The 15564-nt window shown below is 58.9% G+C and carries 12 protein-coding genes and 1 pseudogene; 8 read left to right on the top strand and 5 right to left on the bottom strand.

The window, feature by feature from the left end:
• Positions 1-299 precede the first annotated feature (299 nt).
• From bioB to ASE04_RS06750, 5 genes are read left to right on the top strand one after another with little or no spacing between them, the layout of a single operon-like run.
• Positions 300-1271: a biotin synthase BioB gene (gene bioB / locus ASE04_RS06770; RefSeq protein ID WP_056814001.1), complete on the top strand. Its 972-nt coding sequence runs from the start codon at positions 300-302 to the stop codon at positions 1269-1271.
• The gene (locus tag ASE04_RS06765; protein WP_056813999.1) at positions 1271-2416 is read left to right on the top strand and encodes an 8-amino-7-oxononanoate synthase; all 1146 of its coding nucleotides are present in this window, start codon (positions 1271-1273) and stop codon (positions 2414-2416) included. Before bioB ends, ASE04_RS06765 begins: the two co-directional genes overlap by 1 nt.
• Positions 2413-3051: a dethiobiotin synthase gene (gene bioD / locus ASE04_RS06760; RefSeq protein ID WP_056813997.1), complete on the top strand. Its 639-nt coding sequence runs from the start codon at positions 2413-2415 to the stop codon at positions 3049-3051. The genes ASE04_RS06765 and bioD overlap by 4 nt, the downstream gene beginning before the upstream one ends.
• Positions 3048-4319 (top strand): adenosylmethionine--8-amino-7-oxononanoate transaminase, encoded by a 1272-nt coding sequence (locus tag ASE04_RS06755; RefSeq protein ID WP_082597274.1) that lies wholly within the window; start codon positions 3048-3050, stop codon positions 4317-4319. Before bioD ends, ASE04_RS06755 begins: the two co-directional genes overlap by 4 nt.
• Positions 4316-5302: a beta-ketoacyl-ACP synthase III gene (locus tag ASE04_RS06750; RefSeq protein ID WP_056813993.1), complete on the top strand. Its 987-nt coding sequence runs from the start codon at positions 4316-4318 to the stop codon at positions 5300-5302. The genes ASE04_RS06755 and ASE04_RS06750 overlap by 4 nt, the downstream gene beginning before the upstream one ends.
• 1153 nt (positions 5303-6455) lie before the next feature.
• Here ASE04_RS06750 and ASE04_RS06745 read toward each other — a convergent pair.
• Complete coding sequence (locus ASE04_RS06745) at positions 6456-7040, bottom strand: DedA family protein (RefSeq protein WP_056813990.1); 585 nt, start codon at positions 7038-7040, stop codon at positions 6456-6458.
• Between the two features lie 590 nt (positions 7041-7630).
• Here ASE04_RS06745 and repA point away from each other — a divergent pair.
• The 3 genes from repA (at position 7631) to repC (ending at position 11345) form a co-directional block, all read left to right on the top strand.
• Positions 7631-8827: a plasmid partitioning protein RepA gene (repA, locus tag ASE04_RS06740; RefSeq protein ID WP_056813987.1), complete on the top strand. Its 1197-nt coding sequence runs from the start codon at positions 7631-7633 to the stop codon at positions 8825-8827.
• 75 nt (positions 8828-8902) lie between these two features.
• On the top strand, positions 8903-9883 hold the full coding sequence (repB, locus tag ASE04_RS06735; protein WP_056813985.1) for a plasmid partitioning protein RepB: 981 nt from the start codon (positions 8903-8905) through the stop codon (positions 9881-9883).
• A gap of 157 nt (positions 9884-10040) precedes the next feature.
• A complete protein-coding gene (gene repC, locus ASE04_RS06730) occupies positions 10041-11345 on the top strand; it encodes a plasmid replication protein RepC (protein ID WP_056813981.1) in 1305 nt (434 codons plus the stop codon).
• A 312-nt stretch (positions 11346-11657) separates the two neighbouring features.
• Here repC and ASE04_RS06725 read toward each other — a convergent pair whose 3' ends face one another.
• From ASE04_RS06725 to ASE04_RS06715, 4 genes and pseudogenes are all read right to left on the bottom strand, one after another.
• The gene (locus ASE04_RS06725; RefSeq protein ID WP_056813978.1) at positions 11658-11987 is read right to left on the bottom strand and encodes a hypothetical protein; all 330 of its coding nucleotides are present in this window, start codon (positions 11985-11987) and stop codon (positions 11658-11660) included.
• A gap of 418 nt (positions 11988-12405) precedes the next feature.
• Positions 12406-14347: pseudogene (locus tag ASE04_RS06720) on the bottom strand (MacB family efflux pump subunit).
• A gap of 3 nt (positions 14348-14350) precedes the next feature.
• Positions 14351-14809 carry a hypothetical protein gene (locus ASE04_RS32150; RefSeq protein WP_443216848.1) on the bottom strand — a complete coding sequence of 153 codons (459 nt, stop codon included), beginning with the start codon at positions 14807-14809 and terminating at the stop codon, positions 14351-14353.
• Positions 14772-15560 carry an efflux RND transporter periplasmic adaptor subunit gene (locus tag ASE04_RS06715; RefSeq protein WP_443216847.1) on the bottom strand — a complete coding sequence of 263 codons (789 nt, stop codon included), beginning with the start codon at positions 15558-15560 and terminating at the stop codon, positions 14772-14774. Before ASE04_RS06715 ends, ASE04_RS32150 begins: the two co-directional genes overlap by 38 nt.
• Between the last annotated feature and the right edge of the window lie 4 nt (positions 15561-15564).

Here is a 15564-nt window from a genome sequence, read left to right as displayed (position 1 = left end):
ATAAGTGACCCATCACTAGGTCGATGGGCACGTTAGACTGCGCCCGCATATTGCAGGCCACAGTTGCAATCCCAGAAGCCTGGTGACTCGGCTTACAGTTGGCGCTCACGTCGCTCGTCAGCCCTACCCGGCTACGCCGTGTAATTGCCATAGGCAACTTGGGCCGCTCCTACGTCCCTGCCATCGCGTGGCGATCGGCTACTTTTCTCCCCTTGCGATTTTATCAACGATATGCATTTTTATCTATAATTTTGAATTCGTCGCTTCTTTATTGGTAGGCGACCAACGAAGAGGCCGATATTTTGCTCAGTATCCCAAGCTCGACGCCACGGTTAACGCCGTCAGAAGCACAAATTATCTATAATCTTCCATTCAATGATCTCCTCTTCCGTGCGCACAGCATTCACCGCCAGCATTTTGACCCGAATGCGGTGCAGATGAGCCGATTGCTGTCGATCAAGACCGGTGGATGCGCTGAGGATTGCGGCTACTGCAGCCAGTCATCGCATTATCCGACCGGGCTAAGAGCCTCGAAACTGTTGGAGGTCTCGGCTGTTATCGAGGAGGCGCAGAAGGCAAAGGATGCCGGCGCCACCCGATATTGCATGGGCGCGGCCTGGCGGAGCCCGAAGGACCGCGACATGGATGCCCTCGTCGCGATGGTCGAAGGCGTCAAGGCACTCGGCATGGAAAGCTGCATGACCCTCGGCATGCTGAGCGAGATCCAGGCCAGCAAGCTCGCGCAGGCCGGGTTGGACTACTACAATCACAATATCGACAGTTCCAAACGCTTCTACCCAGAAATCATCACGACGCGCAGCTTCGAAGATCGGCTCGACACGATCGAAACGGTGCGGGCGGCCGGCATCAAGGTCTGCGCTGGCGGAATTCTTGGCATGGGCGAAACCGTTGAGGATCGCATTTCCATGCTCCTGACACTGGCAAATTTGCCGGTGCCGCCGGAGAGCGTGCCGATCAACCAGCTCATCGCCATACCGGGTTCCAAACTCGCCAATGCTGCGCCCGTCGATCCGATCGATTTCGTAAGGACCATCGCGCTCGCCCGCGTCCTGATGCCGACGTCGCACCTGCGGCTTTCAGCCGGACGCACAGAGATGAGCGATGAAATGCAGGCGCTCTGTTTCTTCGCCGGCGCGAACTCCATTTTCGTCGGCGATACCTTGCTGACCGCCGATAATCCGGGAGACGACCACGACGTCTCTCTTTTCCACCGCCTGGGCCTTTCGCCGATGCCGCTGGGGCAAGCCTGATGGGGTCGCCCGTTCTATCCAGCTACGCGGCTACGCTCGGCCGATTGCAACACAAGATGCGCTTGCGCTCCCTCTCCCCGCGGCAGGGCGTGGACTTCACCTCCAACGACTTCCTTGCTCTCGCCAATGGACCCCGCCTGAAGGATGCGGTTCAGTCCGCGATGGAGCGAGGAGTGCCGGTGGGGGCTGCCGGATCGCGCCTTTTGCGCGGCAATCACCCGGAGCATGAAACCTTGGAGGCAGAAGCCGCCGAATTCTTCGGTGTCGAACGGGCGCTCTATTTCGGCAGCGGCTATGCCGCCAATTCCGCCCTGTTTTCGACGTTGCCGCAGCGGGACGACCTTATTGTTCACGACGCGCTGATCCACGCCAGCGTTCACGAGGGCATCGCCGGAAGCAAGGCGACCGCGGTCGGCGCCGCGCACAACGACGCCGATGCATTCGCTGATGCAATTCAGCGCTGGAGGAAGAAGGGTGGCAGAGGTCGCCCTTGGATTGCCGTCGAAAGTGTCTATTCCATGGATGGAGACAGGGCACCGTTGTCGGCGCTTGCCGACATCGCGGATCGCCATGACGGCTTCCTCGTGATTGATGAAGCGCATTCAACCGGCGTCTTCGGCAGCGACGGCAAAGGACTTGCCGCAGATCTCGAAGGCCGAGAGAACGTCATCGCGCTGCACACCTGCGGCAAGGCACTCGGCGTTTCCGGTGCTCTGCTTGCAGCGCCCGGCGTGCTTGTGGATTATTTGGTCAACCGCGCTCGTGCCTTCATTTATTCCACTGCGCCCTCCCCCCTCATGGCGGCGGGCGTGCGAGAAGCGCTGCGCATCGTCAGAGACGAACCGGAGCGGCGGACAGCACTGCAGCACCTCGTCGTCCATCTCGGAGAGCGATTGGAGAACCAGTTCGGCATCGCCCCAAGCCGCTCGCAAATTCAACCGATCCTGATTGGCGACAACACTCGCGCCGTTCGAATAGCCCAGGCGCTTCAGGCTGACGGTTTCGACATCCGGGCGATCCGGCCGCCAACAGTTCCCGAAGGTACCGCGCGTTTGCGACTGTCGGTGACGCTGAATGTCGGCTCGTCGGAAATCACGACGATGCTGGATTGCCTCGCAGTCGCCATGAAGGAGCACGGCAAATGACCCCCCGTTTCGTGGTGTCCGGAACCGACACCGGCATAGGCAAGACCATTTTCGCTGCCGGCTTGGCCGGCGCGCTCGGTGCCAGGTATTGGAAGCCTGTCCAATCCGGCCTTGAAGAGGAGACCGACAGCGAGGTGGTTGCCAGGCTGAGCGGACTACCTGGCGACCATATTTTGCCGGAGCGCTATCGCCTCAACACGCCGGCCTCACCGCATCTTGCAGCGCGGATAGACGGTGTCGAGATCGATACCGTCCTGCTCACGCCACCGAAAGGCGCTGGCCCACTTGTGATCGAGGGTGCCGGGGGATTGCTGGTTCCTTTGACAGCGAGGAACGTTTTCGCTGACGTCTTCGCCCGGTGGAAAATCCCCGTCATCCTTTGTGCACGAACGTCGCTTGGAACCATCAATCATACCCTCCTCTCCGTCGAAGCCCTTCGCAGCCGTGCGATCCCGGTAGCCGGTGTCGCCTTCATCGGCGCGGAGAACGAAGAAAGCCAGGCGGTCATCGCGGCAATCGCACAGGTGAAAATCCTGGGGCGGTTGCCGATTGTTGAGACTTTGACGCGGGAGACTCTGCGCCGCGCATTCTCCGAGAACTTTGATGTTGCCGCCCTTATGGAGATGAGCTCGTGATCCCCTCGCCCGTCTGGCATCCCTTCACCCAGCATGCCCTTGCGGCTCCAATGCAGCGGATCGTCGCGACGGAAGGCGCCTATCTGTTCGATGAGGGCGGTAATCGTTTCTTCGATGCCATCTCGTCGTGGTGGGTGATCACCCACGGTCATCGCCACCCAAGGATCATGGCGGCGATCCGGGAGGCAAGTGAATCCTACGATCAGATCATCTTCGCGGAATTTACGCATGAGCCGGCCGAAACGCTCGCAGCCCGGCTACTCGATATTGCACCTTCGGGATTGCAGCATGTCTTCTACTCGGACAGCGGTTCAACCGCCGTCGAGGTTGCCATCAAGATGGCGCTTGGCACCTTCCACAACACTGGAATCGCGCGTGACCGCATCGTGGTGATGGAGCACGGCTATCATGGCGATACGATCGGCACCATGTCCGCCGGAGAACGCGGTGTCTTCAACGCACCCTTCGAGCCGCTGCTGTTTGCCGTCAACCGCCTCCCCTACCCCGAGGCTGGCCGTGAACAAGAAACCCTCGATGCATTCGAGGCCATCTGTCGTCAGGGAAAGGCCGCAGCTATCCTCATCGAACCTCTTGTTCTCGGGGCGGGCGGCATGAAGTTCTATAGCCATGCCACACTGAAGTCACTTCGGGAGATAGCGAGCCGCTACGAGTGCCTGTTCATCGCCGACGAAGTGATGACCGGCTGGGGTCGCACCGGAACCCGATTTGCGTGTGAACAGGCCGACATCAGCCCGGATATTCTCTGTACGTCGAAAGGGCTGACCGGAGGATCGCTGCCGCTTGCGGCCACGCTCTGCTCAAGTGACGTCTTCGCGGCGCATTTCTCCACCGATCGGCGAAAGATGTTCTTCCACTCAAGCTCCTACACCGCGAACCCGATCGCCTGCGCCGCAGCGGTCGCCAATCTCGAAGTCTGGCGCCACGAGCCGGTAGATGCCCGGATATCCGATCTTGCAACGCAACACGAGCAGCATTTGGCGCGCTTCGCAGCGGATCCGCGGTTTAGCTCGGTCAGGCAATGCGGCACGATAGCTGCACTCGATCTTGCCGTGCCGACGGGTGGTTATCTTGCGGAGGTTGGACCGCGCCTGCGCGCACTCTTTCGCGAGCGCGGATTGCTGATCCGCCCGCTTGGCAATGTGATCTACCTGATGCCGCCCTACTGCACGAGCGCCGAGCAGCTCGCCGCCGCATATGACGCGATCGATGAAGTCGCTTCGCTCGTGCTCAGGGAGCAGCGATCGTGACGCCACTTTCCTCGCGCCTTGCCGGTTTCGGCCACGCCGTCCCATCGCGCGTCGTCCGCAACCGTGAGATCGAAGATCGCCTTGGGCTCGGGGAGGGCTGGATCGAGAGGCGCACCGGTATCCGATCCCGCCACTGGGCGATTGAAGGCGATACGCTAACCGGTCTTGCTGCCCAGGCAGGCGACGTGGCACTTGAGGATGCCGGGATTGCGCGAAGCGAGATCGCGCTGACATTGCTCGCCACCTCGACGCCCGACCATCTGCTTCCCCCGTCCGCCCCCCTATTGGCACACAAGCTGCGATTGGAGAATTCCGGAGCGATAGATCTTGCCGGCGCATGCTCCGGCTTTCTCTACGCGCTGACGCTTGGCGACAGTTTTGTGCGCTCCCATGGTCGGCCGGTCCTGGTCGTCGCTGCCAACATTTTAAGCCGTCGCATCAACATTGCCGAGCGGGCAAGCTCGGTCCTGTTCGCCGACGGGGCGGGAGCTGTCGTGCTGGCGCCGTGCCGCACCGGGCGAAGTGGCTTAAGGGCGGCTGCACTTGCCGCGGACGGGAGCGGCTATGATCTGATCACGATCCCGGCCGGCGGCAGCAGCTTGCCATTTTCGCCGGACACGCCCGCCGATCAGGTACTGATGTCTATGTGTGATGGGCGCGAGGTCTTCATTCGGGCAGTCGACCTCATGAGCCGCACCTCGCGGCAGGTCATGACCGAGGCGGCGATGTCTGCCTCCGACATCGATTGCTTCGTTCCGCACCAGGCAAATGCTCGCCTCTGCGACGCGGTCCGTCACGAACTCGGGGTCGATGAGGACAGAATGCTCAGTACCATTGCCGACTTCGGCAACTCTTCTGCCGCAACGATCCCCCTTTCGTTGTCGGTTGCCCATCGGCAAACGCCACTGACCTCCGGACAGTTGATTCTGATGACCGCTGCCGGTGCCGGACTTAGCGGAGGAGCTGTGGCGTTCGCCGTCTGATTAGCCGTGCCGATGACGGGTTCGGGTCCTCGCTTGTTGAGGCCAGTGATTAGCGTGGCAGCCCAATAGGGCTACCTTGGCTCACCCGAAAAGCCGCACAGAGGCTCTCTGGAAAGAATCTCGCGGCGCGATGCAATGAGACAACCCCTCTCCAGCGTCGCGCTTCTCCTGCACGCCTATTCGCACTGATTATTTGTCGCGATAAACATGCCTTTTCTTACGTACATTTAACTGTACACTCATGAAACCCGGATCGATCTCCCTGAGCGATCGAGTTGCGGCGATTGAACCTGTGCCAGGGCACCAAAGTCGTTCAGCTGACGCGCGCGGTTACGACTATTCCGCACGCAGAATCGATCTATGCTTGGAGCGCATAGGATCGACATGGCCCGCGGCATTTGCGTTGGCCCACTGCTCACATTCGCACCGACCTTCTGCTGCAGTGCATATGGCTTCGCTCCGACGCGAACCACAGTCAACGAGAGGTCAGCGCTCCCGTGTCAGGAAAGTAGTCTCAATCAATGCCCGTAGCGCGTCTCGATCTCCGCAACTGAAAACCGGTTGGTCTAGGAAGCGCGATCAGCACGGACCAGATCGCCTCGGCAAATACCAACTTCCACTCAAGCTGAGCGTGTTGAGATCGACTTGATATAAGTTCTGCCGCTGGACGGAGATCCACTTCCGCGCAGATCATCCGATTCGACTGGAAGCCGTCCGGACCCGAGCATGGTAGTGCCGCGATTTCCCAAAAGGTAGAACGAAGCGAACACCCTTGTGCCTCCGCGATTGCACATCTCTCCGAGCGAAGCGACATCGTGCACCACAGCACTTGACGCTCGGGAATGGCAATGGCTGCCGCTCTCCGGCAAAGCCGTTTTACCGATCGGCAGGACGTGCGGCTTGACGCTCGCCCCACCGATCTACATCGATCAAAGACCCACTCGCGAAGTCAGCCGTTGTCGCCCGGCGGCCCGATCTCCGCGCCCCTGCGGCTGCACGACGGGGCACGAGAAGTAATCCTAGCCGAACGCGAGAACCATCCGCCGACTATAAGCTGACAGGCGCCCATCCGGCTGCGCAACGCCGTGTTGGGATGGAAACTCCACCTCCGCCGTCGCGCCAAATTCTTGCGGACGGCTCCGCAGAGAGAAACTTACTCGTTGCCGCCCGGACCTGGTCGCCTGCTAAACAACCTCCGCCGAATTGCAAAAACGCTTACGGTGAGTACTGCCGCGATCCCGGCCAATGCGATTATCAGATGGGTATGAAGGAGAAGGCGGCCCAACATCGCCTCAACCACATTTCCGAAAAGATAGCCGATCGCCGTGATGCCCACGCCCCACACGACGGCCGCAACCGCATTTAGGATGACGAACTTTCTTGCCGACACTTTGGACAGTCCGATCGCGACGGGACTGACGGTTCGAACACCATAGATAAAACGAAACGCCAGAATAAAGCCGGTCGGATACGCCTCGAGAAGTTGTGTGGCACGCTCCAGAAAGGGCGAACGAATGAGCCGCTGTACGAGAGACCATTGAGACGCGAAACGGCCGGCGAAGAAATAGAACTGGTCGGCGGCGAACGATCCCACGCTCGCAGCGACCGCAACCTGCCAGTAGGGGAGTAGATGCCGATGCGCGAGGACTCCTCCGAGGAAGGCCGCCGTCTCTCCCTCAATGCCGGCGCCGACAAAGACGGCAGCCACCCCGTAGCGGGCGATATAGTCCTCCAGCAAACTTTCCGATCTCCTCGCCCGCAGCTACACGTTCGCCCCTGCTCGTGACTGTCGGCACAAGCGTTAAGGCTAGACGGGGCGGGATTTACCCTCGTCCGGCCCGCTCCAACTTAGGATGAAATATGGATCCGCGCCAAGTTGCCAAATGCGGAATCCGCTGCCGGCAAATTGTCACGTGCCGGATAGCTCCTGCGCAAGGAGAGCAATGAACGAATCGTTGACTCTGCATTCGACCAGAGTCCGATTCGGCTAAGACCTTGTATTTTCCGGATAAGTGCAATTCTTGACGGCACCGACCGCTGGATAAGCCTAGCCGTGGCGGCATAGTGCTCAGCCACGCATGCTCTTCCTGCTCGGAGGCTAAATGCCGGACTTTATTGCCGAATTTGGCTTTGTTGACGGCCGTCAACAGAAGTGTGGAAAGACCGCGGCGGGCGTTTCATCCGCTAGCAGAATCGGCGACTTATGGGCCTGTTAGTTAGATACCGCCCGCCATTCCTCCAACACCCTTGTCAGCCGGAGAGAATCGGCAATAATGACGGCATTTAGCCAATTTCGGCTGTTCTATCGCCATTATGGTCCCGGAGACAATGAACGCGTTTAATCCTCTTCCGTCATTCGAGTTCGATGACAAGATCCTCGCCCAAGGCGCCGAGATCTCGCGCAAGCTCGATCAGCTGCGTCTGGAGAACTATCCTCCAAACGCAAAGAAGACCTTGCGTCAATTTTCCGTTGCTGAAGTGGCCCATTATCTGGGGATCACGCCGAGCAACCTCAAGCGCCTTTACCTCGACGGTAAGGGCCCCACCCCGACGACAATGTCCGGCAATCGAAAGTACTACACGGCCGAGCAGATGCTGGAACTTCGCTTCTTCCTCGATAGGACGGGCAAAAGCGAAGCGAAGAAATATGTGCCGCACCGGAAGCCCGGCGACAAACTGCAGGTCATTGCCGTCGTCAACTTCAAGGGCGGCTCCGGAAAGACGACGACCGCCGCGCACCTTGCGCAGCATCTCGCACTCACCGGCCATCGCGTCCTTGGCGTCGACCTCGATCCACAGGCATCCTTTTCGGCGCTTCATGGCTTCCAGCCGGAACTCGACAAGAACCAGTCTCTCTACGATGCGATCCGTTACGACAATGATCGCGTGCCCTTGGAGAAGGTCATCCTGCCGACCAATTTTCCGGGGTTGGATATCGTCCCGGCAAATCTTGAGCTGCAGGAATACGAGTATGACACGCCGCTCGCGATGCAGGCCGGCAACGAAGGCCGACGCTTTTACACGCGGTTCGGCAAGGCTCTAGAGGATGTCGACAATCGCTATGATGTCGTGATCGTCGACTGCCCCCCGCAACTCGGCTACCTGACACTCACAGCGATGACGGCCGCGACTTCGGTTCTGATCACCGTGCATCCGCAGATGCTCGATCTGATGTCGATGTCGCAGTTTCTGCTGATGCTTGGCAATATCACCAAGACGATCAAGAAGGCCGGCGCCAACGTGCGCATGGACTGGCTGCGTTATCTCATCACCCGCTTCGAGCCGTCCGACGTGCCGCAGGTCCAGATGCTCGGTTTCATGCAGTCGATGCTGGCGGAAGAGATACTCAAAAGTTCGATGGTCAAGACAACGGCCATTTCCGATGCCGGCCTCACAAAGCGGACTCTCTACGAATTGGACCGCTCGAATTTTACCCGTGAGACCTATGATCGAGCGATCGATTGCATGGATGCCGTCAATTTCGAGATTCAGGGCCTGATTCACAAGGCATGGGGAAGGTCATGATGTTGTTGACTGCCGTCAACACGCCCGAAAAGCGATGGTTGTTCAGTAAGATAGAGATATCGGGAGGCTTGATTCATGGCTCGTAAGAACCCGTTTGAAAACGTCATGAGCGAGGGACCGGCTGAAACCACCAGAAACGTCCTCGATTACGCAATGAGAGGCGCATCGAAATCGATTCTGAGCTCGATAGGCGAGATGGCTGATCGGGCAGATCGTCTGTTGGAAGGTGAGACGGTTGTTGACCTCGATCCGGAACTGATCGAAGTCTCGTTTATCCGAGACCGCCTGGAAGACGACAACGCTGAGTTTGATGAACTCCTGAACGCGATCCGTGATCGTGGCCAGGACAGCCCGATCCTGGTCCGGCCACACCCGAAGACCTCCGGACGCTACATGGTCGTTTTCGGTCATCGCCGTCTCAGGGTCGCCAAGGCGCTAGGCCGCAAGATCCGGGCTGTCGTCAAAGAGGTCAGCGACGTCGATCACGTCGTCGCGCAAGGCCAGGAGAATTCCGCGCGCTCGAACCTCTCCTTCCTGGAGAAGGCGATGTTCGCGAACGAGATCGCCCGCCGTCACTTCGACAACGACTACGCCGTGGTCATGTCAGCGCTTTCGCTGGATAAGGCGACTTTGTCCAAGATGCTTTCCGTCGCCAGCCTTCCGCCCGCGATCATCAATGCCATGGGAGCAGCCAAGGGAATTGGCCGCGATCGCTGGTATGAGCTGAAGACGCTTCTGGAGAAGCCGGCAAAGCTCGATGCTGCGGTCGAATTCGTTCAATCGCAGGCGTTCTCGCAGCTTGCCACCGGTGAGCGATTCAATGTGCTCGTCGGTAATATCAAGGCTGCTGGACGTCCCGAAAAGCAGAGGTCGCTTCACACCAGCAAATGGTCGTCCGACGACAAGCAAGTCGTTGCCGATGCCAAGAGCGACGGCCGCACCTTTACCCTGGCGCTAAAGGCGAAAGATGCCATCGGATTCGGGGAGTTTCTTTCCGAGAGTTTGGCTGATCTCTACAGCGCGTACAGAAACCGAAAGGTCGATCACGGAGAATAACCCGCAAAAGAAAAAGGCCCCCTTAACGTTGCCGTCGCGGAAGCCTTCCTCAGATTTCTAGCAAGATCGAGAATCGCATTTCCACGAATCACAGTCAAGCGTCTTTGGCACCGTTTCGGTGAGCAATTTTCTTTTGCCTCTATGTAGGTGAAGAAAAATGGATAGCGCATACGTAACGACGCCTTTCGGGCGGCGACCGATGACGCTTGGCATGTTGGCAAATCAACATCAGGCCGAGACAAGCGTAGCCGGTGTGACCCGTAATAAATGGAAACTCTTCCGCTCTGTGTGCGAAGCTCGAACGACGCTTGGCGTGACAGATCGCGCCCTGACGGTTCTCGACGCCTTGCTTTCCTTCTATCCCAAGGATGAGCTGTCATCCGGGGCAGGCCTTGTCGTGTTTCCATCAAACAACCAGCTTTCGCTCCGGGCGAGGGGGATGACACCATCCACCCTACGACGCCATCTGGCCATGCTGATCGAGGCCGGTCTGATCCTGCGAAAGGACAGCCCGAACGGAAAGCGCTACGCCCGCCGCGACCGCGAAGGCGAGATCGATCAAGCCTACGGTTTCAGCCTAGCGCCACTGCTTGCAAAAGCCCAGCAGATCGAGGCCACGGCTGCGCATGTTGCACACGAGCGCTACATGTTGCGCGCAAGCAAGGAGAGGCTCACGGTTTGCCGCCGTGACGTCGCGAAGCTGATTACGACGGCTCTCAATGAGAAGCTTCCGGGCGACTGGGAGACTCTGCAAACCCGGTTTGACGCCATTGTCGGCCAAATCCCACGTGTCGCCACGGCCAACCGTCTGGACGCCATTCTCGTCGCGATGACCGATCTGCGGAATGCTGTGGTCAACCAATTGGAAACGCACGTAAATGCACAAGATATGCGCGCCAATGAGTCTCAAAATGAGCGCCACATACAGGATTCATATCCTGAATCCCATTTTGAAATTGAACGTAGCTTAGAGAACATCCGCGAGGTTGAAAGCCACGGTCCGTCCAGCGGATCATCGCCCCAAACGTCTGATCTAACCTCGTTCACTCGATCCCCTGCGAAGACAGCAACGGTAGAACCGCCGCTTTCTGTCAAATCACTTGCCCTGAGCCAGGTTCTGCAGGCTTGCCCACAGATCGCGTCATACGGGCCAGGGGGCATGATCAGGAACTGGAAAGACCTCGTGTCCGCAACCAGCGTTGTTCGTACGATGCTTGGTATCAGTCCTTCTGCCGGGAACGATGCCTGTAACGCCATGGGGCCACAGAACGTTGCCATTGTCGTCGCCTGCCTCCTTGAGAAAGCAGAGACCATAAATTCGCCTGGAGGATATCTCCGTGATCTGACGAAGCGCGCGCAGCTGGGAAAATTCTCGGTTGGGCCGATGCTGATGGCTCTCCTGCGGACAGGCTCGCTGGCCACACACGAGGAGAGGGCAGACCTGTCCCAGCGTGTCTCATGAGAGAGGGTGGATGCGCCCGCTATTAGCAAGGAAACAGACCACGAGCATGAAAAGCGATATGCTACGCCAAGGTATCCTGTTTTCGCCAGTCGTGAGCAATGCCATCGGAGTTCGGGTAACCCGTCGACCTCATCCGAGGTTGAGGAAGTAATATGGAGCTTAGTTTCCGTATGGGAAATTCACCGTTAATTTTCAGTGAATTGGAGATCGGCTATTTTGGGCCGTCGAAGCTGCGAATCAAAGTATGTCAAGGAGTGCAGCTGACTGATTCTTAGCATTTCGGCCGGATTTTCGCCAGATCACGCGATGCAGCTATCCGCATACGGCAGCGTCGATAGCGAAGGAGAGCAGGTTCACCTCGTCGCTGAAGATATCAAGCATCCGAAGCATGTCGCGCCGTGCGTCCTCGATCATGTTGGCATTGCGCGGATGACGACCGAAGCTGCCGAGCGCGCGCAGGAGATTGTTCATTGCGACGCAGAGACCCGGAAGGCACTCGACGACATAAACACATGGCAGAAGTGGATCCAGCGTCTCGGTGACCAGGCCGTACATCGTCCGTGGCAGCGTGCCCGCCGTTTTCACGTCACATGTTTTGATTTGTCCACGAAGATCGGACAGCTTGTGAAGCACAGCGTTCATGGTCGTACTTTCTTAGATGGATGGGGAGGGACGATTGCCCGGCATCGTTGACGGCAACGCCGGGCAATCACCGTTTCCGCGAGGGGGCACGGAAACGGCAGCCACCTTCAGCCACGAAGGACTGGTGGTGAGATAGAGGCGTGTAGTGCGGGCAGCTCGAGCGCATCCACGAACAGTCCTCTGGACGCCGAGCGGTTCTTATCCGGCGAGGCAAGGTTCTGTGCCAACCCGGGCGTAGTCGCGAGGCTGAATGACATCGACACCGCCATCGCCAGCATTCTCGTTCCAAGCATCGAAGCTCCCTTCCGGATGGATGGAATCGGTCTAGGCACGAAGCGTGATCATCCCGTGGCCGCTGTGTTTCAAAAGATTTCTGTCTCGCAAGAAATTGTAATCGTGGCTCCAGGGTCGGGAATTCTCAGTCGCGCGCCAATGCCGCGACCGGATCAAGCCTCGAGGCGTTGCGAGCGGGCAGAAAGCCGAATGTCAGACCGATGAGGCATGAGCAGAGCACAGCGAGAGCAATAGTTGTCGTCGAGTAGACGAGCGAAAAGCCAGAAGCTAAATTGTTGAAGACTACTCCGAAGCCCAGCGCCGTCAGCACACCCGCAATCCCGCCCAGCAGACAAACGAGAACCGCTTCGATCAGGAACTGGCGCAGAATGTCTTGCCTCCTTGCGCCGACCGCCATGCGAACGCCAATCTCCGAGATCCGCTCGGACACCGAGACGAGCATGATGTTCATGACCCCGATCCCTCCGACAACCAATGAAATCACGGCGATCGCCGAAACCAGCAGCGTCAGCGTTCCCGCCGTACTCGTGATCGTCTTGCGGATGTCATCGGTGTTGAGGATAAGGAAGTCCTTCTTGCCGTGGCGCTGCTGGAGGAAATCGGACACGGCCGTTTCGGCGAGCGCGCTCTCAGTGCTGTCGGCAACTCGAACCGTAATGCTGCGCAACGACAGGTCGCCGAGGAAGCGTGTCTGCACGCTAGTGTAGGGCAAAAAGAACGACAGATTGTCGCTTCCGCCGAACCCACCCTGTTGAGCACTGATCACACCTATGATGCGGACAGGAACCGCGTTGACCAGAACCACCTTTCCGACCGCCAGCATGGGGTCATCGAAAAGCGCGTTTGCCGCGTTCGTGTCGATGACCGCATCCTGGGTCATGTTACGCACACTGGCCTCATCGAAGAAACGGCCGGAAATCAGCTTCGAGCCCTTGGCCGAGAAATACTGTGCGCCCACGCCATTGATCAGTGCATTGGCCTCGGTCGCCGCAAACCGGGCCGTGCCTGAGGTCGATACGGTAGGGGTAACGGCAGCGACGTAGGACAATTGGGAAAGCGCTTGGGCATCTGCCACCCGAAGTTTTGACGCGGCCGGATCTCGTGTCGCCGAAACCGCTGCCCGGAAACACCTCAAGCGTGTTGGTCCCCAAGCTGCTGATGTTCTCGAGCACGCGACGTTGTGATCCTTCTCCGAGGGCGACAACGCAGATCACCGAGGCGATGCCGATGATGATGCCGAGCATCGTCAGGAAGGTCCGCAATTGATGGGCGGCCAGCGAGCGAAGTGCCATCGTTGTCGCCTCGAGAAACTGATCGACGACGACGCGTAGCCCGGCCGCATTCGCCAGTTTCTTCGCCGGGGCCTTTTGTGCCTCATGGTCTCGCGTCCGTCGATCGGCAACGATCCGACCGTCGGCAATCTCGATTATCCTGTCGGCGTGGGATGCGACGGACATATCGTGGGTGACGATCACGACCGTACGTCCCTCATCGTGGAGCTCCGCGAGTATGCGCAGCACCTCTTCGCCGCTGTCGCGATCGAGCGCGCCCGTCGGTTCGTCCGCGAGAATGATATCGCCGCCATTGATCAGAGCGCGGGCGATAGAGACGCGCTGCTGCTGGCCGCCGGATAGCTGTCCTGGACGATGGCTAAGGCGCGCGCCCATGCCGAGCCGCTGCAGCAGAGACGCCGCTCGATCACGGCGCGCAGCCGGCGAATGGCCGGCGTAGATCGCCGGCATCTCGACGTTGGCAAGCGCACTGAGATCACCGAGGATTTGGTAGCGCTGGAAGATGAAGCCGAGATGTTCGCGCCGCAGTCTTGACCGTGCGTCGTTGTCGAGAAACGAAACGACTTCGCCGTCAATTGCGTAGCTGCCCGTTGTCGGTCGGTCGAGGAGGCCGAGGATGTTCATCAGCGTCGACTTACCCGAACCCGAAGGGCCGACGATCGCAACCATCTCGCCACGTTCGATCGTCAGGTCGATATCTTTGAGAACGGTGAGGCTTTCGTCTCCGGAGAGATAAATCCGGGTGACGCCACGAAGTTCGATCAATGGCGTCATTTCTTAAAGCCCCATCGGCGGTGGCGGCCCACCGGCACTGCTCGATGCCTTCTCGCCACTGCTCGCCTGGCCGATGACGACGGTACTGCCTTCCGTGAGGCCGGAGACAACCTCCACATTGACGTTATCGCCGAGCCCGACCTCGATTTCGCTTGTCGAGACCTTACCGTCGGACGTGACGGTTTCCACGCTGTGCCCGCCCTTGGAATCTGTCTTGATAGCCGCTGCCGGAATGGTGACGACATCGCGCCTTGAGGCCAGGACGATGTGAACCTCCGCGGACATGTATGTCCGGAAGTGACCATCTGCGTTGGGAACGTCGAAGATTCCGTTGTAGTAGATCGCGGACGAACTCGACGACGATGAAGAAGAACTGCTCGAGCTGCTCGTTGACGAGGTCACGCTGCTGTCGCTGGTGATGCTTTCAGGCGCGGGTTCGATCGCACGCAGCGTTGCGCACACCCGGCTCGCCCATGATCGAGAAATAGACCTGCTGCCCCGGCGCCACCTTCACGATATCGGCTTCTGAGATCTCCGCTCGCACCGTCATCGTGGAAAGCTGGCCGAGAACGATGATGGTCGGTGCCGTCTGCGTCGCGTTTACCGTCTGCCCTTGCTGATTGACGATTGCGAGAACCGTCCCATCAATCGGTGCGGTAATACGGGTGTAGCCGAGATTTGCCTTGGCAGTCTCGACGGCGACCTCGGCTTCGACGATCTGTGCATCGAACGCGGCGATCTGCGCACGCGCCTTGTTGACTGACGTCTCGGCACTATCGAGGTCGGCTTTTGCACCTGCCTGGTTGGCGTAGATGTTCTTTTGTCGAGCCAGCGTTATTTCCGCGTTGGCTAGTTCCGCTTCCGTTTCCTGCCGCTGGGCTTTCACGTTGGCAAGAGACGCTTCGGCAGTCTTCAGCTCGTTCTTCTGCGTCGTCGAATCGATTTCCGCGACCAGCGATCCCTGCGTGATCTCTTCACCAAGCCGGACGGCGAGGTGGGTAATGCGACCGGAAACCTGCGCGCCGACCGCCACAAGCTTGGAAGGCTTGAATGTTCCAGTGGCAAGCACCGTTTGCTCGATGTCTCCACGAGTGGCCACCGCGGTCAGCAGCCCCTGTGTTTGCGCAGGAGCGCGTTGCCACGCGAAGGTTGCTATTGCCAGAGCGGCGCAGGTTGTGAGGACGGCGCCCAACCTCTTTATCTTCAGTTTCATGGTT

Source organism: Rhizobium sp. Root708, from assembly GCF_001429725.1.
Taxonomy (GTDB): Bacteria; Pseudomonadota; Alphaproteobacteria; order Rhizobiales; family Rhizobiaceae; genus Rhizobium.
This window is presented reverse-complemented; position numbering and strand designations above follow the sequence as displayed.

What these genes read in the sequence shown, in the direction of transcription:
- repB (WP_056813985.1), top strand. Translation starts at nt 8,903, where the DNA reads ATGGCTCGTAAGAACCCGTTTGAAAACGTCATGAGCGAGGGACCGGCT.
- bioD (WP_056813997.1), top strand. Translation starts at nt 2,413, where the DNA reads ATGACCCCCCGTTTCGTGGTGTCCGGAACCGACACCGGCATAGGCAAG.
- repC (WP_056813981.1), top strand. Translation starts at nt 10,041, where the DNA reads ATGGATAGCGCATACGTAACGACGCCTTTCGGGCGGCGACCGATGACG.
- repA (WP_056813987.1), top strand. Translation starts at nt 7,631, where the DNA reads ATGAACGCGTTTAATCCTCTTCCGTCATTCGAGTTCGATGACAAGATC.
- ASE04_RS06715 (WP_443216847.1), bottom strand. Translation starts at nt 15,560, where the DNA reads ATGAAACTGAAGATAAAGAGGTTGGGCGCCGTCCTCACAACCTGCGCC.
- ASE04_RS06765 (WP_056813999.1), top strand. Translation starts at nt 1,271, where the DNA reads ATGGGGTCGCCCGTTCTATCCAGCTACGCGGCTACGCTCGGCCGATTG.
- ASE04_RS06725 (WP_056813978.1), bottom strand. Translation starts at nt 11,987, where the DNA reads ATGAACGCTGTGCTTCACAAGCTGTCCGATCTTCGTGGACAAATCAAA.